Source organism: Modestobacter sp. VKM Ac-2979, from assembly GCF_026967995.1.
Classification (GTDB): Bacteria; Actinomycetota; Actinomycetes; order Mycobacteriales; family Geodermatophilaceae; genus Modestobacter.
In genome coordinates this window covers 887,741-909,475 of sequence record NZ_JAPVBO010000001.1, presented here as the reverse complement: position 1 = coordinate 909,475, position 21,735 = coordinate 887,741, and the positions used below count along the sequence as shown (strand labels likewise).

Genomic DNA, 21,735 nt, shown 5'->3' with positions numbered 1-21,735 from the left:
AGGTCGGCCTCTGTGTCCTCGGTCACTCCTTCGAGCTGGGCCAGCCAGAACTGGCGAGCTTCGGACGATGCCAGCCCTAGCCCATGATGCGCCAAGGCCACCAGCGATGGCGGCTTGCCCTGGTGCTCGAAACGCCAGGCCGTCCCCTTGCGGACCCACGCTGGCAGGCGATTGCTCGTCAGGATCTCCGACCGACTGGCGTCTCGCAGGTTGAAGCCGAGACATCCAGCCTGGTCGTAAGAACCGCAAAGGCGTCTGGGAGTGCCCGGTGTGCGAGGGACGAGTACGGACCAATTTTCGTCATGGCGGTCGCGGTTTGCGATCCAAGCATCCAGCACGAGTATGCCCGCAAATGTGTCGAACGCCGAGAAGGAGCCAGGTAGCGCGGCGCCTGGTGGAGTACTAGCCCCATCGAGCACGCGTTTAATGTTCTCCAGGTTGTGGCCGGGCCTGCCAGCGGGTGCATATGCGCCAGGTATGTAGTCGTCGACCAGGTCGCTTAGTAAAACAGCTCCGTTGTGCATCTCAAAGCCCGCGGGTCGAAGGTTTCTACTTATGGCTCCTACTTCGCCGTCGCGCACTGCCATCTCCACGCGGGCGCATGGCACGGCGAGCAGGTTCCCCAGTTCGCTAGCAACTTTCTCGGCCCAATTTTCCCCATGGACGTGTTCGCCTTTGATCGTTACCGGCTTGAAGAGCCAAAGCTCCCCTTCGGCGGGGTCGGCAAGCCAGACCTTGGCATCTGCGCCGCTGGGCTCCTCCGCTGCGACGCGCCAATGCGTCACATCTATTACGGGGTACGCGGGTGTTACCACTGGATGACCGTAACGCGCGGGAGACCTGATGCTCGGTGGCGGAGCCGTGTCACGAATGCTGTTGGCACTGTCTCGCTCTCGCCGGTCTGTGGGCGAAGACGTACTCCTGACCGGATCCGGCGGGCATCCAACGTGGCCGCCTTGCGGCTCAGTCAGAAGACCAGGTCGTTGGGCTCGGGTACAGGCGCGTCGCTGGTCGTAGCCTCGGCCGGGGCGCTGGTGCCGAACAGGCCCGACCGCGGCGCCGGCCGGCGGGTCACCTCCGCCTCCGCTGCCGTCAGCTCGGGCGCTCCGGCCAGCTCGTCCAGCACCACGTCGAGCACCCGGACCGCGCCGGCCTTGTCCAGCGGGTCGTTGCCGTTGCCGCACTTGGGCGACTGCACGCACGAGGGACAGCCGGACTCGCACTCGCAGCTGGCCACCGTGGCCCGGGTCGCCTGCAACCAGTCCCGCAGCACCGCGTACCCGCGTTCGGCGAAACCGGCCCCGCCCGGGTGGCCGTCGTAGACCACGATCGTGGCCGCGCCGGTGTCCGGGTGCAGGGCGGTGGAGACCCCGCCGAGGTCCCAGCGGTCGCAGGTCGCCAGCAGCGGCAGCAGGCCGATCGCGGCGTGCTCGGCCGCGTGCAGCGAGCCGGGCAGTGCCGCGTCGTCGACGTCGGCGCGGGCGATGGCCGGCTCGTCCAGCGTCAGCCACACCGCCCGGGTGCGCAGCTGGCGGGGCGGCAGGTCGAGGGGGAACTCGGCGAGCACCTCGCCGGTGCCCAGCCGCCGCCGCTGGTAGGCGACGACCTGGTTGGTCACGTCCACGACGCCGGTGTGTGCGGTGACGGTGCCCAGCCGGCGGGTGCGGTCGGTGGCGACGATCGACAGGTCGACGGTGTCGCGGGCAACCGTCGTCCACTCCGGGCTCTCCGGGTGCACCACCGCGCAGGCGTCCTCCACGTCGAGCTCGTCGACGACGTAGGTCTCGCCGCGGTGCACGTAGAGCGCGCCGGTGTGCACGGTCGCGTGCGAGGCGTCGCCGTCGACCGTGCCCAGAAGCCGGCCGGTCGCGCCCTCGATGATCGACACCGGCGCGGCACCGCTGCCGCGGATGTCCACGTCGGGCCGGCCCCGCCCGGCCCAGTACCAGCCGGTGGGGCGGGTGCGCAGCAGCCCCTCGGCGACCAGCTCCGCCACCTGCGCCTCGGCCACCTCGCCGCCGAAGTCCGCCAGGTCGGCGTGGGTGAGCGGCAGTTCTGCGGCGGCACAGCACAGCTGCGGGCCCAGCACGTAGGGGTTGGCCGGGTCGGTGACGGTCGCCTCGACGGGCCGGCCGAACACCGCCCGTGGGTGGTGGGCCAGGTAGTGGTCCAGCGGGTCGTCCCGGGCGACGAACACGACGAGCGACTCGCGCTGGGCCCGCCCGGCGCGGCCGGCCTGCTGCCACATCGAGGCCAGCGTGCCTGGGTAGCCGGCGAGCACGACGGCGTCGAGCCCGGCGATGTCGATCCCCAGTTCCAGGGCGTTGGTGGTCGCCACCCCCAGCAGCACCCCGGTCGACAGCGCCCGCTCCAGCTCCCGCCGTTCCTCGGGCAGGTAGCCGCCGCGGTAGGAGTCGACCCGGGAGACCAGGTCCGACCGGCCGCGGGAGCGCAGGATCGCCCGCGCCTGCTCGGCGACGGACTCCGCGCCGCGGCGGGACCGCACGAACGCCAGCGTGCGGGCGTTCTGCTCGACCAGGTCGGCCAGCAGCCCGGCCGCGTCAGCGGCCGCCGACCGGCGCAGCGGCGCACCGTGCTCGCCGGTCCGCTCCGTCAGCGGCGGCTCCCACAGCGCGAAGGTCGCCCCCGGACGAGGCGAGCCGTCCTCGGTGACCGCCGTGACCGGGGCACCGACCAGCCGGCCGGCGGCCAGCGCGGGGTCGGCCACGGTCGCCGACGCCAGGACGAACACCGGGTCGGCGCCGTAACGGCGGCAGATCCGCCGCAACCGGCGCAGCACGTGCCCGACGTGCGAGCCGAACACGCCCCGGTAGGCGTGGCACTCGTCCACGACCACGTAGGCGACCCGGCGCAGCGTGCTCGACCACTTCTGGTGGGCCGGGAGCACGCCCCGGTGCAGCATGTCGGGGTTGGTCACGATCCAGCGCGAGTGCCGCCGCACCCACTCGCGCTCCTCCATCGGGGTGTCGCCGTCGTAGGCCGCCGGCCGCACCGAGGAGTCGGCCAGCTCGGCGACGGAGGCCAGCTGGTCCCGGGCCAGGGCCTTGGTGGGGGCGAGGTAGAGCACGCAGGCGCGCGGGTCCTCGGCGAGCGCGGTCAGCGCGGGCAGCTGGTAGGCCAGGGACTTGCCCGACGCCGTCCCGGTGGCGACGACGACGTGGCTGCCGGCCCGCGCCAGCTCGGCCGCCTCGACCTGGTGGCTGAAGGGCGCCGGCACGCCGCGCTCGGCCAACCGGTCCCGCAGCGGCGTCCCGACCCACTCCGGCCACTCCGCCAGCCGGCTGGGGCGGGCCGGGAGCCGGTGGACGTGGGTCACGGGGTCGTCGTCGGCATCGGTGCCGGTCAGCAGGGCCTCGAGCAGTTCGGTGCCCGGCAGCGCGCCACCGGCCGGGTCGGGCACCGACTCCGGCGACGCGTCCGCGGGTGGCCGGACGGAGCGCAGGGACGTCACCACCCCACTGTCACACCGGTGCGCAAGCCACTGCCCCGACCACCAGCCCAGATGACGTTCGGTGTGAACGGGATCACACCAGGGTCTGGCGGCGGGCCTGCCTCCTGCGGCACAGTGCGTCCCACGCCGGGCCCTCCCGAGCGAGAGCCCGGGGGCGGCTGGCCGGTGCGCGCCCCGCCTCGCCTCGGAGGAAGCCATGCCCGACGCCGATCTGTCCGGAGGAGACCTCGCCCTGGTGGCGATCGCGCTCCTCATCTCCCTCGCCGCCCTCGGCTTCGCCGCCTGGCTGGTCCGCGCCGTCCTGGCCGCCGACCAGGGCACGGCGTCGATGCAGGAGATCGCGAAGGCGATCCAAGAAGGCGCCGGGGCCTACCTGAGACGGCAGTACCGCACGCTCGCCGTCTTCGCCGCCATCGTCTTCGGGTTGCTGCTCCTGCTCCCGGTGGCCGACGGCGGCCTGGGCACCCGGCTGGGCCGCGCGGCCTTCTTCCTCGTCGGGGCCGCGTTCTCCGCCGCGGTCGGCTTCATCGGGATGACCCTGGCGACCCGCGGCAACGTCCGGGTGGCGGCCGCGGCAGCCGCCGGTGGGCACCGGCCGGCCTTCCGCATCGCGTTCCGCACCGGCGGGGTCTGCGGGATGATCACCGTGGGCCTGGGGTTGTTCGGGGCCTCGTTGGTGCTGCTGCTCTTCCGGGAGACCGCACCGATCGTGCTGGAGGGCTTCGCCTTCGGCGGTGCGCTGCTGGCGATGTTCATGCGCGTCGGCGGCGGCATCTTCACCAAGGCCGCCGACGTCGGCGCGGACCTGGTCGGCAAGGTCGAGGCCGGCATCCCGGAGGACGACCCACGCAACGCGGCGACGATCGCGGACAACGTCGGGGACAACGTCGGCGACTGCGCGGGCATGGCCGCCGACCTCTTCGAGTCCTATGCGGTGACGCTGGTGGCCGCGCTGATCCTCGGCCAGGTGTTCTTCGGGCCGGTGGGCATGGTCTTCCCGCTGGTGGTCGCCGCGATCGGGGTGATCGCCTCGGTGGTCGGCATCCTGGCCAGCAACCCCGGCAGCAACGACCGGAACTGGATGTCCCCGATCAACCGCGGCTTCTTCGTCTCCGCCGCCGTCTCCCTGGTGCTGGTCGCCGCCGCGTCCTTCACCGTCCTGCCCACGATCTCCGACGGCCTGGACATCGCGGTCAGCCCGCAGGTGCTCGGCTTCCTCTCCGTCCTGATCGGCATCGTGCTGGCCGCGGCGATCCAGCAGCTCACCGGCTACTTCACCGAGACCTCCCGCCGCCCCGTCCGCGACGTCGGCCGCAGCTCGCTCACCGGCCCGGCCACGGTGATCCTCTCCGGCATCTCCCTCGGCCTGGAGTCGGCCGTCTACGCCGCGCTGCTCATCGGCACCGCCGTCTACGGCGCCTTCCTCATCGGCGGCGCCGCGGCGCTGTACGCGGTCGCCCTGGCCGGCTGTGGGCTGCTCACCACCGCCGGGGTCATCGTCTCGATGGACACCTTCGGGCCGGTGAGCGACAACGCGCAGGGCATCGCGGAGATGTCCGGGGACATCGACGAGGAGGGTGCCCAGGTCCTCACCGACCTCGACGCCGTCGGCAACACCACCAAGGCCATCACCAAGGGCATCGCGATCGCCACCGCCGTGCTGGCGGCCACGGCGCTGTTCGGCTCCTACAACGCCAGCCTCATCGACGCGCTGGACGACGCCGGGGCCGAGCTCGGCGACGCGCTCACCCTGGTCTCACCGAACAACGTCGTCGGCGCCGTGATCGGCGCGGCCGTCGTGTTCCTCTTCTCCGGGCTGGCGATCAGCGCGGTGTCGCGGGCCGCCGGCCGGGTGGTGTTCGAGGTGCGCGAACAGTTCCGCATGCACCCCGGGATCATGGACTACACCGAGCGCCCCGACTACAGCCGCGTGGTCGACATCTGCACCCGCGACTCGCTGCGTGAACTGGCCACCCCGGGTCTGCTGGCCGTCCTGGCCCCGGTGGCGGTCGGCTTCGGTCTCGGCTTCGGCCCGCTGGCCGCCTACCTGGTCGGCGCGATCGCGACCGGCACGCTCATGGCGGTCTTCCTGTCCAACTCCGGCGGCGCCTGGGACAACGCCAAGAAGATGGTCGAGGACGGCGCCCACGGCGGGAAGGGCAGCAAGGCCCACGAGGCGACCATCATCGGCGACACCGTCGGCGACCCGTTCAAGGACACCGCCGGTCCGGCCATCAACCCGCTGATCAAGGTGATGAACCTGGTCGCGCTGCTGATCGCCCCGGCCGTCGTCGGTCTGTCCGTCGGCGAGGACGCCAACACCGTGCTGCGGCTGGCGATCGCCATCGGCGCGACCCTGGTGATCGTGGTGGCCGTCGTGGTCAGCAAGCGGCGGTCCAGCGTCGTGGGCGGTGAGGCCGACACCCCGGCCGAGACGCTCACCGAGAAGGCGTACTGACCGGCGGGTTGTGGAGAGCGGTGCCGGGTGTGGACGACGGGCCCCGGAGGGGACGCCGGGCTCCCTAGCGTCCCTCGCGCCGGTCCCGCCCGGGGCCGTGGTCCGCCGCCGGGAGGCACGTGTGTCCGATCTGATCGACGTCCAGCTCGACGCGCTCGGGGAGCTGCTGGGCGAGCTCGCCGCGCTCGGCGCCGAGCTGGAGGAGGAAGAGCGGCTGTGCGCCTCCGCGGGGCGGGCGCTGGGCACCGCGCTGGAGGGCGCGGTGGGGGAGTCGGCGGCGGCGACCGGTGCGGCGTGGACCGACCTGGTCACCACGCTCGCGGCGCGCACCCTGGCCGTCGCCGCCACCCTGGCGGCGGCGCTGGAGTCCTACCGGGCCATCGACGGCGGCATCGCCGGGCAGCTCGGCGGTGGCCGGGTCCCGGTGCCGCAGTGACGACGACGGCCGACCTCGCCGGCTGGGACGTCCCGCAGCTGCGGGGAGCGGTGGTCACCCTCGGCGTCCTGGTCGACCGGTTGGCGCCCTGGCGGGGGCGGCTGGACCAGCTGGGCCGTGAGCTGGGGGCCGCGGCGTCCTGGTCCGGGCCGGCCGGGAGCGCGGCTGCCGCCGCCCTCGTCGAGCTGTCCACGGTCGCCTCGGGCGTCGGTGGGGCGCTGGCGGCCTCGCTGACCGACCTGACCGGGCTGAGCGCCGCCGCGGACGAGGCGCAGGAGCTCGCCGCCGAGGCCCTGGCGGTCGCGGCCGCCGGTGGCGTCGGCCTGGACGGTGCCGGCCGCGCGGTCGGGGTGCCCGCGCCACCCGCCCCGGCGATGGCACCGGACCAGCTGGCCGACGTCGAGGCCGCCCGGAGCGCCGCGATGCTCGCCGAGGCCCGGGCCGAGGAGGCCGGGATCGCCGCCGCCCGGGCCGCGGCGTGTGCCCGGGCCGCCCTGGAGCCCCTGACGCAGTTCGGTGCGGTCGCCGTCCCGGTGCCGGACCGCTTCGCCGACCTGGTGGGCCGGTTGCTGCCGGTGCGGACGCCGCAGGTGCCGGCCACGGCAGGCCCCCACGACGCGGCGGTCTGGTGGGCGGGCCTGACGGCGGCCGGGCAGCTGCTGGCGATCGACGCGCAGCCGGGGGCCGTCGGCGCCCTGGACGGGCTGCCGGCCTGGGCGCGGGACCGGGCGAACCGGGCCAACCTGGCGGCGGCCCTGCAGCACCTCCCGCCGGGCTCGGTCGGTCACGACACCGCCCGCGCCGTGCAGCACACCCTGACGGAGCTGGTTGCCGCCGGCGCCGTGGCCCAGCTGCTGCAGTTCGACCCGGCGGCCGGCCTGGTGGCCCTGACCGTCGGCGACCTGGACACGGCCGCCGCAGTGGGTGTGCTGGTCCCCGGGGTCGAGACCACGGTCGTCGACGACCTGGCCGAGGTGGTCGGCGACGCCCGGGACGTCGCGGCGGCCGCTGCGGTGGCTGCCCCGGGTCTGGCCGTGGCGACGGTCGCCTGGCTGGGCTACCGGACACCCCGGTGGTTCACCTCGGTCTCCGAGCACGCCTCCCAGCGCGGGGGGCGCGATCTGGATCGTGCGCTCGACGGGCTGGCCGGCAGTCGTGGTGCCCGGGGCGCCGGGCCGGCGCCGCGGACGACCGTGCTGGCGCACAGCTACGGGACCGTCGTCACCGGCGAGGCCGCGCGCGCACCGGGCCGGCTGGCCGCCGACGCCGTCGTCCTGCTGGGCAGCCCCGGCACCGGCACGGGCAGGGCGGAGGGGCTGGAGGCGGCGGAGGTCTACGGGGCCTGGTCGCCGGCCGACCCGATCGCCTGGTCCGGCTGGTACGGAGCCGGCCCGTTCGACATCGGGTTCGGCGACGTCCCCCTGCCCACCGAGCCGACCCAGTGGCACACGCAGTACTACGACCGCGACCGCCCGACGCTGGCCGCGATCGGCGAGGTCGTCGCCGGTACCCGGGAGCCGCGATGACCTGCGGATCGGCGCCGGGAACAGTGACCGCCGTCATCCGTTGGAGGGGGGACGGCGGGTGCGTTCCGGTTCACCGATCGGCCTCCCGGTCGCGCGGTGGCCTACCGTGGCGTCGCCGAGCGGGTACAGCCCGTTCTGCCCCGTGCGCGACCGGGCCCTCCCCGGCGCCTGCACCAGCACCCCCGACAGGAGCACCGTGCCGCCCACCAAGACCACGAAGTCAGCCCCCAGCACCGGCGACCGCGCGCCGCGCAAGCGTGCCGCCGCGGCCGGAGGCAAGCCGCTGGTCATCGTGGAGTCGCCGACCAAGGCGAACAAGATCGCGGGCTACCTCGGCAGCGACTACGTCGTCGAGGCCAGCGTCGGGCACATCCGCGACCTGCCGCGCAACGCCGCCGACGTGCCGGCTGCGCACAAGGGCGAGTCCTGGGCCCGGCTGGGCGTCGACGTCGACAACGGCTTCGCCCCGCTCTACGTGGTCAGCCCCGACCGCAGGCAGCAGGTGACCCGGCTGAAGCAGCTGGTCAAGGAAGCGAGCGAGATCTACCTCGCCACCGATGAGGACCGCGAGGGCGAGGCCATCGCCTGGCACCTGATCGACACGCTCAAGCCCACCGTGCCCGTCCGCCGGATGGTGTTCCACGAGATCACCCGCGAGGCGATCGCCCGCGCCGTGGCGAACCCGCGCGAGCTGGACACCGCGCTGGTCGACGCCCAGGAGACCCGTCGCATCCTCGACCGGCTCTACGGCTACGAGGTCTCCCCGGTGCTGTGGAAGAAGGTGCTGCCGAAGCTGTCGGCCGGCCGCGTGCAGTCGGTCGCCACCCGGATCGTGGTGGAGCGCGAGCGCGCCCGGATGCGGTTCACCGCGGCGGACTACTGGAGCCTCGACGGCCTGTTCGAGGTCGCCCAGGAGCGTGCCGGCGCCGACGCCGGTGAGCCGACGACCCTGCGGGCACGGCTGGTGACCGTAGACGACAGCCGGGTGGCCACCGGCAAGGACTTCGACGCCGACACCGGCTCGGTCACCAGCAACGTCGTCCACCTCGACGAGGCCGGCGCCCGCGGCCTGGCAGCCCGGCTGGAGGGGCGCGCGGTCACGGTCAGCCGGGTCGACGAGCGGGACTACACCCGCAAGCCCTACGCCCCCTTCATCACCTCCAGCCTGCAGATGGAGGCCGGCCGCAAGTTCGGCTGGTCGTCGGCCCAGGTGATGCGGGTGGCCCAGCGGCTGTACGAGAACGGCCACATCACCTACATGCGGACCGACTCGACGAACCTGTCCGGCGAGGCGATCAGCGCCGCCCGCCGGCAGGCCGCTGAGCTGTACGGCGACGCCTACGTGCCGGCCGAGCCGCGCCGCTATGCGACGAAGGACAAGGGCGCCCAGGAGGCGCACGAGGCCATCCGCCCCGCCGGTGACTCCTTCCGCACGCCCGGCCAGCTGGCCGGGCAGCTGGCCCGCGACGAGTTCCGGCTCTACGAGCTCATCTGGCAGCGCACCGTCGCCTCCCAGATGGCCAACGCCGTGGGCAAGACGCTGAGCATCCGGCTCGCCGGCAGCTCCAGCACCGGTGAGGCCGTCGAGTTCACCGCGTCGGGCCGCACGATCACCTTCCCGGGGTTCCTGCGGGCCTACGTCGAGGGCAAGGACGAGGGGTCCGGCAACGACGACGAGGCCGACGACAGCGAGCGCCGGCTGCCCCGGGTGGAGCGCGGTCAGCAGCTGGACACCCGCGAGCTGGACCCCAAGGGGCACACCACCAGCCCGCCGGCGCGCTACACCGAGCCCAGTCTCACCGCCCGCCTGCAGGAGCTGCGGATCGGCCGGCCGTCGACCTACGCGTCGATCATGCAGACCATCCAGGACCGCGGGTACGTGTGGAAGAAGGGCTCGGCGCTGGTGCCGACCTTCATCGCCTTCGCGGTGGTGAACCTGCTCGAGCAGCACTTCGGCCAGCTCGTCGACTACGACTTCACCGCCCTGCTGGAGGAGGAGCTCGACGAGATCGCCGCCGGCCAGCTCGGTCGGGTCGACTGGCTCACCGAGTTCTACTTCGGGGGTGAGGGCCGGCACGCCGGCGGCATCGGCGCCTCCGGTGGGCTGAAGTCCGTCATCGGCCAGCGGCTGGAGGAGATCGACGCCCGCGGCGTCAACTCCATCCCGCTGCGGGCGCTGTCGCCCAGCGGTGAGCCGGTCGTCGTGCGGGTCGGCCGGTACGGCCCCTACCTGCAGGCCGGCGGTGAGGACGGCGCCCGGGTGAGCATCCCCGAGGACATCGCGCCGGACGAGCTGACGACCGAGCGGGTCGAGGAGCTGCTGAACGCGCCGAGTTCGGACCGTGAGCTGGGCACCGACCCGGAGACCGGCTTCCCGGTGGCGGTGAAGGCCGGCCGCTACGGCCCCTACGTCACCACGCTGGTGCCCGAGGGCAGCAAGGAGACCCCGCGGACGGCCAGCCTGTTCAAGACCATGACGCCGGAGACGGTGACCCTGGAGCAGGCACTGCAGCTGCTCACCCTGCCGCGCTCGATCGGCAAGGACGCCGAGGGCGAGGAGATCCAGGCGCTCAACGGCCGGTACGGGCCCTACATCAAGAAGGGCACCGACTCGCGCTCGCTGGAGAGCGAGGACGCGCTGTTCACCATCACCCTCGACGAGGCGCTGGCGATCTTCGCCCAGCCCAAGCAGCGGGGCCGGGCCGCGGCCAAGGCACCGCTCAAGGAGCTGGGCGCCGACCCGGTCAGCCAGGGCCAGGTCACGGTGCGCGAGGGCCGCTTCGGCCCCTACGTCACCGACGGCGAGCACAACGCCAGCCTCCGCAAGGGCGACGAGGTCGAGACGATCACCCTGGAGCGGGCGGCCGAGCTGCTCGCCGACCGCCGTGAGCGCGCGCCGGTGAAGAAGAAGGCGGCCAAGAAGACCGCCGCCAAGAAGGCGCCGGCGAAGAAGGCGGCCGCCAAGAAGGCCACGGCGAAGAAGACGACGGCGAAGTCGACGGCGGCGAAGTCGGCACCGGCTGCGGCCGACGTCGAGGCCAAGGTGCCGGCCGGCAGCTGAGGGTCGAGGTCGGACGGAGGGCGCGGGTGGACGGCTGGGAGCAGCGGCGGACGTCGTTCGGCGCGGTCGCGGCCGACTACGCCGCCCTCCGGCCGACCTACCCGGCCGACGTGGTCGGGTTCCTGCTCGGCGACGCCCCGCGCCGGGTGCTCGACCTCGGTGCGGGCACCGGCCTGCTCACCGACCGCCTGGTGGCCGCCGGGCACGAGGTGGTCGCCGTCGACCTGTCCGGGGAGATGCTGGCGCAGCTGCGGGAGCGACTGCCCCAGGTGCGTGCAGCCACCGGTGGAGCGGAGTCGATCCCACTGCCCGACTCCGACGTGGACGCCGTCGTCGCCGGGCAGGCCGCGCACTGGTTCGACGTCGTCCCCGCGGCCGCCGAGCTGCGCCGGGTGCTCCGGCCGGGTGGGGTGGTCGGCCTGGTCTGGAACACCCGGGACGAGCGGGTCCCGTGGGTGCGCGCCCTCGGTGAGCTGCTCGCCGACGAGGCCCGGGACCACGAGGCCGACCAGACGGTGGTGGACCGGTTCGCTGCCGAGCTGCCCGCCGAGGTCGCGGTGGCCGACTCCGCCGTCGCGCAGCGGGTGACCCCCGAGCAGGTCGTCGCCGGCATCGGCACCCGCAGCTACGTGGCGATGATGGACGGCGCCCGGCGGGCGGAGTTCCTCGGCCAGGTGCGGGAGCTGCTGGCCACTCACCCCGACACCCGGGGAGCCGCGCAGCTCGAGCTGCCGTACATCACCCGGGCGTACCGGCTCACCCCCCGCTGAGTTCGGCTGCCGGCCCCGGTCGGGCGCCTGGCCCGGAGGAGTGGAAATCGACCGGACTCGTCGGTCCCGACCGGTACGGTGACCGAGCCGAGGCCACGACACGGCCACGTCCCGCGGCGCTCCGGTGCTGCCACACCCCGGGGGTCTTCGATCAGCTCCGACCCGACGGACCGCCCGTCCCCGGGCGGCTCGTCCGCTGCGACGCCGGCGGCCGACGGGAGCCGCACGCCGTCCGGCGCCGTGCCCGGCTCGGGTGGTGTCGTGGACGGCGGTCCCGGGAGGGCACCGGCTGCAGTGCCCCCGGACGGGCTCCCGGCGGCCGGCGCACCCACCCCGGACAGCGCCGGCGTGCCGCTGCTCGAGCCGCAGGACGACGCCCCGGGTGACGACCGGTCCGGGGCGGACGACGAGGAGCACCCCGGCGCCGGAGCGGTCGGTCAGGTCGCGAAGATCCGCGCGGTGCTGCGGGTGCGCGACTTCCGCAAGCTGTGGCTGTCCATGTCGCTGTCCAGCTTCGGCGACTGGCTCGGGCTGCTGGCGATCACCGCGACCGCCACCACGCTGGTCGACGGCTACATGGCCAGCAACCTGGCCCTCAGCGGCGTCCTGCTCTTCCGGCTGCTGCCGGCGCTCGTGCTCGGGCCGCTGGCCGGGGTCTTCGCCGACCGGTTCGACCGACGCAAGACGATGGTGCTCACCGACCTCTTCCGGTTCGGCCTCTTCGCCTCCATCCCGCTGGTCGACAACCTGATCTGGCTGTTCATCGCGCAGTTCCTCATCGAGGTGGTCAGCCTCTTCTGGACCCCGGCCAAGGACGCCGCCGTCCCGAACATGCTCCGCAAGGACCAGTTGGAGCCGGCCAACCAGCTGTCCCTGATCACCACCTACGGGATCACCCCGGTGCTCGCCGGTGGCGTCTACGCGGTGCTCAACACCTCCGGGGGCCGGCTGAGCCAGCTGCTCCCCGGGCTCGACCAGATCGCCCTCGCGCTCTACCTGAACGCGCTGACCTTCCTGGTCGCGGCCGTCGTCATCTGGAACCTGCCCTCGATCAGCGGTCGCCGGGCCGCCCGGCCCGAGGCGCCGCAGGAGAGCTTCCTCGGCTCGCTGAAGGCGGGCTTCTCCTTCGCCGGGCACACCCGCCTGGTTCGCGGGCTGATCCTCGGGATCACCGGGGCCTTCGCCGCTGCCGGCGCGATCATCGCGACCGGGCAGTTCTACGTGAACGACCTCGGTGGGGGGCAGGCGGCCTACGGGCTGCTGTTCGGGGCGGTCTTCGTCGGCCTCGGCCTGGGCATCGGCCTGGGCCCCAGCATCGCCCACGACCTCGCCCGGGAGCGCATCTTCGGGGTGGCCATCGTCGGTGCGGGGATCGCCGTGCTGTTCATGTCGTGGATCGCCACGTTGTGGGTGGCGCTGCTGCTGGTCGTGCTGATGGGCTTCTTCGCCGGCATCGCCTACCTGGCCGGCTTCACCCTGCTCGGCACGGAGGTCGACGACGCGATCCGCGGCCGCACGTTCGCCATCGTCCAGTCCCTCGTCCGCGCCTCGCTGATCCTCTCCCTCGCGACGGTGCCGATCGGCGTGGGCGTGATCGGCCAGAACCAGGTCGACGTCGGCGTCCTGACGCTGGCGGTCACCGGGGAGCGGGTCATGTTGTTCGTCGCCGGCCTGCTGGCCGTCGGGGTCGGCGTGGTCGCCTACCGGCAGATGGACGACGGCCGGCCGGTGCCGCTGCTGGCCGACGTCGTCACCGCGCTGCGCCGGGACACCACCGCGCGGCGACGGCTGGCCGGAGGCGGCGTGTTCATCGCCTTCGAGGGCGGCGAGGGGGCGGGCAAGTCGACGCAGGTGCGCCGCCTGCAGGAGTGGCTGACCGGGGAGGGCCTGGTCGCCCGGACCACCCGCGAACCGGGCGGGACGGCGCTGGGCGGGAAGGTCCGGGCGCTCCTGCTGGACCCGGCCAGTGCCGGGCTGTCGCCGCGGGCCGAGGCCCTGATGTACGCCGCCGACCGCGCGCAGCACGTGCACGACGTCCTCCGCCCGGCGCTGGACGCCGGCGAGGTGGTGATCACCGACCGGTTCGTGGACAGCTCGCTGGCCTACCAGGGCGCCGGCCGCACGATCCCGATGGACGACGTCCGCTCGATCTCCCGCTGGGCCACCCAGGGGCTGCGGCCGGAACTCACCCTGCTCCTGGACCTGCCGCCCGAGGTCGGCCTGGCCCGGGCCCGGGGGCGGGCCGCGGCAGACCGGCTGGAGTCGGAGTCGCTGGACTTCCACCAGCGGGTCCGCCGCACCTTCCTCGCCCTGGCCGAGGCCGAGCCCGACCGCTACCTGGTGCTCGACGCCCGCCGGCCGCCGGAGGAGATCGCCGCCGCCGTCCGCACCCGGGTGAGCGTGCTGCTGGAGGGCCTGCCGCTGCAGCAGCTCACGGCCGACGTCGCGGTGCCGCACAGCCGCCGCGGCGGCGACCACGTCGTCCAGACGGGGTCGACGCCGGACCTGCACCCCTGAAGGAACCGTCCGACGCAGGGGGCGGGGCCGGGAGTGAGTGAGGGAGGATGACCACGTGACGGTCGCTGGGGTGTGGGCCGACGTGGTGGGCCAGCCGACGGTGGTGGCCGAGCTGCAGGCCGCGGTGGCCCAGCCGGCGGCGATGACCCACGCCTGGCTCTTCACCGGGCCGCCCGGCTCCGGGCGCTCGGTCGCCGCCCGTGCCTTCGCCGCTGCCCTGCAGTGCCCGGCAGGGGGCGACGGCACCTGCCACGCCTGCCGGACCGTGCTGGCCGGCAGCCATGCCGACGTGCACCGCGTCGTCCCCGAGGGGCTGTCCATCGGGGTCGCCGAGGTGCGGCAGATCGTCCGGACCGCGGGCCGGGCGCCGTCCCAGGGCCGCTGGCAGATCGTGGTGGTCGAGGACGCCGACCGAATGACCGAGCAGGCCTCCAACACCGTGCTGAAGATGCTGGAGGAGCCCCCGCCGCGGACGGTCTTCCTGCTGTGCGCGCCCTCGCTGCACCCCGACGACGTGCCGGTCACCATCCGCTCCCGCTGCCGGGTGGTGGCGCTGCGCACCCCGCGGATCGACGCGGTCACCGAGGTGCTGGTCCGCCGGGACGGCATCGACCCGGCCCTGGCCGCCTGGTCCGCGGCGGCCGCCGGCGGGCACGTCGGGCGGGCCCGGCACCTGGCCCAGGACGAGTCGGCCCGGCTGGCGCGCAAGGCGGTGCTGGACATCCCACTGTCGCTGGTCTCGCTCGCGGCCTGCCTGCACGCCGCCGACGACCTGGTCGGGACGGCCAAGGACGAGTCGGACAAGACCGTCGCCGAGGTCGACGCGGTCGAGACCGACGCCGTCAAGGCCAGCCTGGGTGTGGGCGCGCGCGGACCGGGGGTCGCTGCCGCCAGTCGCGGGGCCGGTCAGCTCAAGGAGCTGGAGACACGGCAGAAGCGGCGGGCCACCCGGATCGGCCGGGACTCCCTGGACCGGGCGCTGGTCGACCTGGCGGCGCTCTACCGGGACGCGCTGGTGATCAGCTCGACGAGTGGCGCGGCCGGGGAGCTGACGTTGCCGCTGGCCCACCCGGACCGCCGGGCCGACGCGGTGGAGCTGGCCCGCCGGATCGGCGCCGAGGGGGCGCTGCGCCGGATCGACGCGGTGCTGGCCGCGCGCACCGCCCTGGAGCAGAACGTGAAGCCGCAGATCGCCGTCGAGGCACTGACCGTCGCCCTCCGCCTGCCCGCCTGAGCCGCTCCGCCACCCCGGCGGGGGTGTCGCAGGAGGGGGGTGGCGGTGCCGTAAGCTCACTCGCGCAGTCCGCCGCCTTAGCTCAGTCGGTAGAGCGTCTCACTCGTAATGAGAAGGTCGTCGGTTCGATTCCGACAGGCGGCTCCCCTTCCCCCTGCGTCTCCCACCCAGGCGGGCGCGCCTCGTCGGTGCGCCGCAGGAGACCGGCGTCGACAAGCGGTCCCCGGATGCGGAACGGCGGCGCACCCGGGTGGGTGCGCCGCCGTCTGGTCGGTGCGTGTCCGGCGAGGTCCGCCGGTGGGGTCAGTGCTGTCGGGGGGTGTCGATGGCGCGCTGCCGGGAGGCCTCGATCTCGGCCTCGGCCTCGGCGCGCCCGACCCACTCGGCACCCTCGACCGACTTGCCCGGCTCGAGGTCCTTGTAGGTCTCGAAGAAGTGCTGGATCTCCAGCCGGTCGAACTCCGAGACGTCGTTGATGTCCTGCAGGTGGGCCATCCGGGGGTCGGTCGCCGGGACGGTGAGGACCTTGTCGTCCCCGCCAGCCTCGTCGGTCATCCGGAACATCCCGATGGCCCGGCAGGTGATGAGGCACCCGGGGAAGGTCGGTTCCTCCAGGAGCACGAGGGCATCGAGTGGGTCACCGTCCATTCCGAGCGTCTCCTCGATGTACCCGTAGTCGGCGGGGTACCGGGTCGAGGTGAACAGCATCCGGTCCAGGCGGATGCGTCCGGTGGCGTGGTCCAGCTCGTACTTGTTCCGCTGGCCCTTGGGGATCTCTACCGTCACGTCGAACTGCACGCCGATAGTGTGTCGTACGACTGTCCGCCCCGTCGGCGGAGGTCACTCCAGGGGGTGGGAGAGATCTCGTCGAGTCCGCGTGACGAGCAGTCGGGGGAGCCGGCGGACGGCCCGGCGGTGCCGTCCTCGGCGGCTGCCGACGGCGACGCGACGACGTCCGATCCGTCGGTCCCGGCCGCGACGGAGCCCGCCGCGAGCACCGTCGACGACGTCGAGGGTCCGGCTGCATCTGCGGGTGCGGAGGCGGACGAAGCGAAGGCCGAGCCGGAGCCCGTCGAGCCGGAGCCCGTCGAGCCGGCACACCCGGAGGCCACGGCTGCGGCCACGCCGGGGCAGGCAGGCGAGCAGCCGGCGCCCGAGCAGTCCCCGGAGCAGCCGGCCCCGCAGGTGACCGACGAGGCTGCCGAGGCGCGCCGCGCCGCCGCGGAGCAGGCGGCCGCCGACCTGGCCGCGGTGAAGCGGTGGGCGGCCGAGCGGGCCGCCGCGGAGCGCGCAGCGGCCGAGGACGCCGAGCGTGCTGCCGCCGCCCAGGCCGAGCTCGACGAGGCCGACGTCGAACGTGCCCGGGCCGAGCAGGCCGCCGCCGACCTCGCGGCCGTCCGGGAGTGGGCGGCCCAGCAGGCCGCCGCGGAGCGAGCCGCCGAGGAGCAGGCCGCTGCCGAGCGAGCCGCGGTCGAGGAGGCCGAGGCGGCGCGCGTCGCGGCCGAGCGGGCGGCCGTCGAGCAGGCGCAGGCCGGGCGTGCGGCGGCCGAACGGGCAGAGGCCGACCGGGTGGCGGCGGAGCGGGCGGCCGAGGAGGAGGCCGCGGGGCAGCGGGCCGCCGCGGCCGCGGCGATGGCCGCCGAGCGCGCCGCCATCGAGCAGGAGACCGCCGAGCGAGCCGCGGCCGACCGCGCCGCGGCAGCCGACCGCGCGGCGGCCGAGCGCCGGGTGGCCGCCGAGCGAGCCGCGGCGGAGCGCAGGGCCGCGGCCGACCGTGCTGAGGCCGACCGTGCTGAGGCCGACCGTGCTGAGGCCGACCGTGCCGCCGGGGAGCGGGCCGAGCGCGAGGAACGGGAACGGGCGCAGGCCGGGCGCGCGGCAGGTCGCCACGGCGTCCCCACGCGCCCTGCCGCTGGTCCCGGAGCGGTGGGCGCCACCGCTGCCGCCTCGGGTCGGCGGCGGGCGGAGCCCGGTCGCGGGGGCGGGCGGCTGGTGAAGGTCCTGGCCGCCGCCGTCCTCGCCGTCGTGCTGGTGGCGGCCGGCGTGGTGCTGGCCCTCGACCTGACCGGAGGAGGCGACTCCACCGCGGCCGAGGACGCCGAGCAGGTGCCGGACGCCGTCCTGCCCGAGCTCACCGACCCGAGCCCGGTGCTCGCCCCGCTGTCCGCGGAGGCCCCGGTGCCCGACCCGACAGCACTCGCGGCCGTGCTGACCCCGCTGCTCGCGGACCCGGTGTTCGGCACCGACCTCTCCGCCCAGGTGGTCGACGTGGCCACCGGCCAGGTGCTCTTCGACCGCGACGCGACCGACCCGAGCACCCCGGCCTCCACCACCAAGCTGCTCACCGCCCTTGCCGCGGTCACCACCCTGGAGCCCACCGCCACCCTGTCGACGACCGTGGTCGCCGGCAGTGCCCCCGGCGAGGTCGTCCTGGTCGGCGGCGGCGACCCGACCCTGTCGACGACCGCCCCGTCGGTCGACTACCCGGGCGCGGCGACCGTCGCCGACCTGGCCGCCCAGGTCCAGCAGGCCCTCGGCGGTCAGCCGGTCACCAGCGTCGTCGTCGACAACTCGTTGTTCAGCGGCCCGCTCACCGCCCAGGGCTGGGGTGCGAGCGACGCGCCGTCGACCTACGCCGCCCCGGTGACCGCCACCGCCGTCGACGGCGCCCGGCAGGTCCCCGGCAACACCCCCCGCAGCGGGTCGCCGGGCACCGACGCCGGTGCGGCCCTGGCCGCGGCACTGGGCGCCCCGGACGCCGCGGTCAGCCTCGGTACGGCACCGGCAGGTGCCCGCACGCTGGGCAGCGTCGAGTCCGCGCCCGTCGCCCGGCTGGTCGAGCAGGCGCTCACCACCTCGGACAACCTGCTGACCGAGTCGCTGGCCCGGCACGTCGCCATCGCCCGGGGACTGCCGGCCACCTTCGACGGCGCCGGGCAGGCGATCGCCGCCGCCCTGGCCGAGGCCGGGCTGGACACGACCGGGCTCGCCCTCTCCGACGCCAGCGGCCTCTCCCGCGACGACCGGGTGCCCGCCGGGCTGCTGGTCGACGTCGTCCAGGCCGCCGCCGACGGCAGCATCCCCGACGCCGACCTGCTGCTCTCCGGTCTGCCGGTCGCCGGGTACGACGGCACCCTGACCGACCGCGCTGCGGCCGGACCGGGCAGCCCGGGGTCGGTGCGGGCCAAGACCGGCACGCTGCTGGGCGTCAACGACCTGGCCGGCACGGTGCAGACCGCCGACGGTCGGCTGCTCGCGTTCGCGGTGCTCGCCGACGGGGCCACCGGGAGCATCGCGGCCACCGAGACCGCACTGGACGTCGTGGCGGCCGCACTGGCCGGCTGCGGCTGCCGCTGACGGCGGCCGGCCCGAGGAGCCCCCGCGTACGGTGAGGCGATGAGCCGCTCGTCGTCACTGGTCGACTGGGACCTCGCCGGCCGCACCGCCCGCCGCTTGACCGGCGCCGGCCCGGAGACCACCCGGGAGGAGGCGGCGGCCGTCGTCGCGGAGCTGCACAGCGCGGCCGCGATCGCCGTCGCGCACGTCGAGGAGCTCACCGGTCTGCGCCCCGTCCCCGGCGGCCCGGCGCCCACCGTGGCGGTCGTCGACCGGCCGGGCTGGATCGACTCGAACACCACGGGCATGGCGGCCCTGCTGGACCCGCTGGCCGACGCGCTGCAGGCGGCGCAGGACACGACGCCGGGGGCGCTGGCCACCGCGATCGGCTCCCGGGCGACCGGCGTGCAGGCCGGTGGCGTGCTCGCCTTCCTGTGCACCCGCGTGCTGGGCCAGTACGAGGTCTTCGGCAGCGGTGGCCGGCTGTTGCTGGTGGCGCCCAACATCGTCGAGACCGAACGCCGGCTCGGCGTCGACCCCAGCGACTTCCGGCTGTGGGTCTGCCTGCACGAGGCCACCCACCAGCTGCAGTTCACCGCCGTCCCCTGGTTGCGCGGCTACCTCGAGGAGCAGATCGCCGCCTTCGCCGAGGCGACCGACCTCACCCCCGACGTGCTGCGCGAGCGGCTCAGCGACGTGCTGCGCAGCCTCACCGACGTCGTCCGCAGCACCGGTGCCGACGACGACGCCCCGCAGGGGCTGATGGCGCTGATCCGGGACCCCGAGCAGCGCGCCGTCCTCGACCGGGTCACGGCAGTGATGAGCCTGGTCGAGGGGCACGCCGAGTTCGTGATGGACGGCGTCGGCCCCGACGTCGTCCCGTCCGTGCGCACGCTGCGCAAGCGCTTCGCCCAGCGCCGCAAGGGCCGCGGCCCCATCGACCGGGTGCTGCGCCGGCTGCTCGGGCTGGAGCAGAAGATGCAGCAGTACGCCGACGGCCGGGTCTTCGTCGCCGGGGTGGTCGAGCTGGCCGGCATGGACGGGTTCAACCAGGTGTGGGCCGGGCCGGAGAACCTGCCGTACAAGGAGGAGCTGACCGAGCCCGCCCGCTGGGTCCAGCGGGTGCTGGAGACGCGGCCGGCCTTCCCGGCCTGATCCGGGTCCCCCAGGTGGCCGGACCCGCCCCCGCCGCCGCGGCGCTGCGCACCGCGGTGCGCCCGGGCCTCGCTGCGGGCACGGGACCGGTGCTGGCCGCCTGCAGTGGGGGAGCGGACTCCGTGGCCCTGGCCGCCGCGCTGGCCTTCGAGGCGCCGCGCGCGGGCCGGCCGGTCGGCGGGGTCACCGTCGACCACGGACTGCAGCCCGGCTCGGCCGAGCAGGCCGAGCGCACCGCCGGCCTGCTCCGTTCCCTCGGGCTCTCCCCGGTGCTGGTGCTCACGGTCGACGTCGGCGACACGGGCGGGCCGGAGGGGGCAGCCCGGGCGGCCCGCGCGGCGGCGCTGGCCGGGGCGGCGGCAGAGCGCGGGGCGACCATCGCCCTGGGCCACACGCTGGACGACCAGGCCGAGACCGTCCTGCTGGGGCTGGCCCGCGGTTCCGGCCCCCGCTCGGTCGCCGGCATGGTGGAGCACCGCCCGCCGTTCTGGCGCCCGTTGCTCGGCGTCCGGCGGGAGACCACCCGGGCCGCCTGCGCGGCGCAGCAGCTGCCGGTGTGGGACGACCCGTGGAACAGCGACCCCGCCTACACCCGCGTCCGGCTGCGCACCGAGGTGCTGCCGCTGCTGGAGGAGGTGCTCGGCGGCGGGGTGGCGGCGGCCCTCGGCCGGACCGCGGCGATGACCCGGGAGGACCTGGACACCCTCGACGCACTGGCCGACACCGAGCTGGCGGCGCTGACCGGGCCGGACGGCGACCTGCCCGCTGCCCCGCTGGCCGAGCTGCCTCCGGCGCTGCGGCGCCGGGTGCTGCGCGGCTGGCTCCGCCGGGCGGGGGTGCCCGACCTGCAGGGCGTGCACCTGTCGGCAGTGGACGCCCTCCTCACCCGGTGGAGGGGACAGGGACGGGCGGACCTCCCCGGCGGTGCGGGGGTGCGGCGTGCGTCTGGCAGGCTGACCGTGCAGCTCGGCGCTCCTCCCGGTCGCGGGACCGGTCCGCGCCCCGCTGCACCTGATGCCGTCCCCCCAGAGGAGCCCTGACAGTCGTGAGCGAGCCCGCCATCCCCGCAGCCGGCCCGTTGGGCCCGGACCACGGCTACGGCCCGGACATCGACCACGTGCTGCTGTCCGAGGAGCAGATCCAGGGGAAGATCGCGGAGCTCGCCGCGCAGATCGCCCACGACTACGCCGGTCGCGAGGTGCTGCTGGTCGGCGTCCTCAAGGGCGCGGTGCTGTTCATGTCCGACTTCGCCCGGGCGCTGCAGCTGCCGACCCAGATGGAGTTCATGGCGGTCTCCTCCTACGGCAGCGCCACCAGCTCCTCCGGCGTGGTGCGGATCCTGAAGGACCTGGACCGCGACATCGCCGACAAGCACGTGCTGGTGCTCGAGGACATCATCGACTCCGGGCTCACGCTCTCCTGGCTGCTGAAGAACCTGGGCAGCCGGCGGCCGGCGTCCCTGGAGGTGTGCACGCTGCTGCGCAAGCCGGACGCGGTGAAGGTCGACGTCCCGGTGCGCTACATCGGCTTCGACATCCCCAACGAGTTCGTCGTCGGCTACGGGCTCGACTACGCCGAGCGGTACCGCGACCTGCCCTACATCGCCACGCTCAAGCCCGAGGTCTACTCCTCCTGACGGGGGACAACCGCGAGGCCAGCGCCTCCTTCCCCAGCAGGGACACAGGTCCTGCGGTGTACCTTCGGCACCAACGACGTCGCCCCGCGCGGGGCGTCCCCCAGGGTCGCGAGCGGCGTCCAGCGACGATCAGG

14 protein-coding genes and 1 tRNA gene are annotated in these 21,735 nt (G+C 74.6%); 12 read left to right on the top strand and 3 right to left on the bottom strand.

What is annotated here, in order from left to right; translation table 11 throughout:
• Positions 1 to 785, bottom strand: a 785-nt coding sequence (locus O2W15_RS04455; protein ID WP_269178512.1) for a hypothetical protein, incomplete at its 3' end; no start/stop codon positions are given.
• A 182-nt stretch (positions 786 to 967) separates the two neighbouring features.
• Positions 968 to 3,472 carry a DEAD/DEAH box helicase gene (locus O2W15_RS04450; protein WP_269178511.1) on the bottom strand — a complete coding sequence of 835 codons (2,505 nt, stop codon included), beginning with the start codon at positions 3,470 to 3,472 and terminating at the stop codon, positions 968 to 970.
• A 196-nt stretch (positions 3,473 to 3,668) separates the two neighbouring features.
• Here O2W15_RS04450 and O2W15_RS04445 point away from each other — a divergent pair, with 196 nt between their 5' ends.
• The 8 genes from O2W15_RS04445 to O2W15_RS04410 all read left to right on the top strand — a co-directional run bounded on the left by O2W15_RS04445 (position 3,669) and on the right by O2W15_RS04410 (position 15,618).
• Entirely contained in the window at positions 3,669 to 5,930 is a 2,262-nt protein-coding gene (locus O2W15_RS04445; RefSeq protein WP_269161423.1) for a sodium-translocating pyrophosphatase, read from the top strand.
• A gap of 121 nt (positions 5,931 to 6,051) precedes the next feature.
• Positions 6,052 to 6,366 carry a hypothetical protein gene (locus tag O2W15_RS04440; RefSeq protein WP_269178510.1) on the top strand — a complete coding sequence of 105 codons (315 nt, stop codon included), beginning with the start codon at positions 6,052 to 6,054 and terminating at the stop codon, positions 6,364 to 6,366.
• Positions 6,363 to 7,892 (top strand): alpha/beta hydrolase, encoded by a 1,530-nt coding sequence (locus tag O2W15_RS04435; RefSeq protein WP_269178509.1) that lies wholly within the window; start codon positions 6,363 to 6,365, stop codon positions 7,890 to 7,892. The genes O2W15_RS04440 and O2W15_RS04435 overlap by 4 nt, the downstream gene beginning before the upstream one ends.
• Before the next feature lie 106 nt (positions 7,893 to 7,998).
• Positions 7,999 to 10,953 carry a type I DNA topoisomerase gene (topA, locus tag O2W15_RS04430; RefSeq protein WP_269178508.1) on the top strand — a complete coding sequence of 985 codons (2,955 nt, stop codon included), beginning with the start codon at positions 7,999 to 8,001 and terminating at the stop codon, positions 10,951 to 10,953.
• Between the two features lie 26 nt (positions 10,954 to 10,979).
• Entirely contained in the window at positions 10,980 to 11,723 is a 744-nt protein-coding gene (locus tag O2W15_RS04425; RefSeq protein ID WP_269178507.1) for a class I SAM-dependent methyltransferase, read from the top strand.
• A 261-nt stretch (positions 11,724 to 11,984) separates the two neighbouring features.
• Positions 11,985 to 14,240 carry a dTMP kinase gene (gene tmk / locus O2W15_RS04420; RefSeq protein ID WP_269178506.1) on the top strand — a complete coding sequence of 752 codons (2,256 nt, stop codon included), beginning with the start codon at positions 11,985 to 11,987 and terminating at the stop codon, positions 14,238 to 14,240.
• Between the two features lie 55 nt (positions 14,241 to 14,295).
• Positions 14,296 to 15,474: a DNA polymerase III subunit delta' gene (locus tag O2W15_RS04415; protein WP_269178505.1), complete on the top strand. Its 1,179-nt coding sequence runs from the start codon at positions 14,296 to 14,298 to the stop codon at positions 15,472 to 15,474.
• A gap of 71 nt (positions 15,475 to 15,545) precedes the next feature.
• Positions 15,546 to 15,618, top strand: a tRNA-Thr gene (locus tag O2W15_RS04410).
• A 159-nt stretch (positions 15,619 to 15,777) separates the two neighbouring features.
• Here O2W15_RS04410 and O2W15_RS04405 read toward each other — a convergent pair.
• Positions 15,778 to 16,272: an inorganic diphosphatase gene (locus O2W15_RS04405; RefSeq protein WP_036334013.1), complete on the bottom strand. Its 495-nt coding sequence runs from the start codon at positions 16,270 to 16,272 to the stop codon at positions 15,778 to 15,780.
• A gap of 54 nt (positions 16,273 to 16,326) precedes the next feature.
• Between O2W15_RS04405 and dacB the strand changes: the two genes are divergently transcribed.
• Genes dacB through hpt form a run of 4 tightly spaced genes read left to right on the top strand, consistent with a single transcriptional unit; the run spans position 16,327 to position 21,601 of the window.
• On the top strand, positions 16,327 to 18,831 hold the full coding sequence (gene dacB / locus O2W15_RS04400) for a D-alanyl-D-alanine carboxypeptidase/D-alanyl-D-alanine endopeptidase (protein WP_269178504.1): 2,505 nt from the start codon (positions 16,327 to 16,329) through the stop codon (positions 18,829 to 18,831).
• 39 nt (positions 18,832 to 18,870) lie between these two features.
• Positions 18,871 to 19,965 carry a zinc-dependent metalloprotease gene (locus O2W15_RS04395; RefSeq protein WP_269178503.1) on the top strand — a complete coding sequence of 365 codons (1,095 nt, stop codon included), beginning with the start codon at positions 18,871 to 18,873 and terminating at the stop codon, positions 19,963 to 19,965.
• A gap of 14 nt (positions 19,966 to 19,979) precedes the next feature.
• On the top strand, positions 19,980 to 21,005 hold the full coding sequence (tilS, locus tag O2W15_RS04390; RefSeq protein ID WP_269178502.1) for a tRNA lysidine(34) synthetase TilS: 1,026 nt from the start codon (positions 19,980 to 19,982) through the stop codon (positions 21,003 to 21,005).
• Between the two features lie 5 nt (positions 21,006 to 21,010).
• Positions 21,011 to 21,601, top strand: coding sequence for a hypoxanthine phosphoribosyltransferase (gene hpt / locus O2W15_RS04385; RefSeq protein WP_331253759.1), 591 nt, complete (start codon positions 21,011 to 21,013; stop codon positions 21,599 to 21,601).
• Positions 21,602 to 21,735 lie beyond the last annotated feature (134 nt).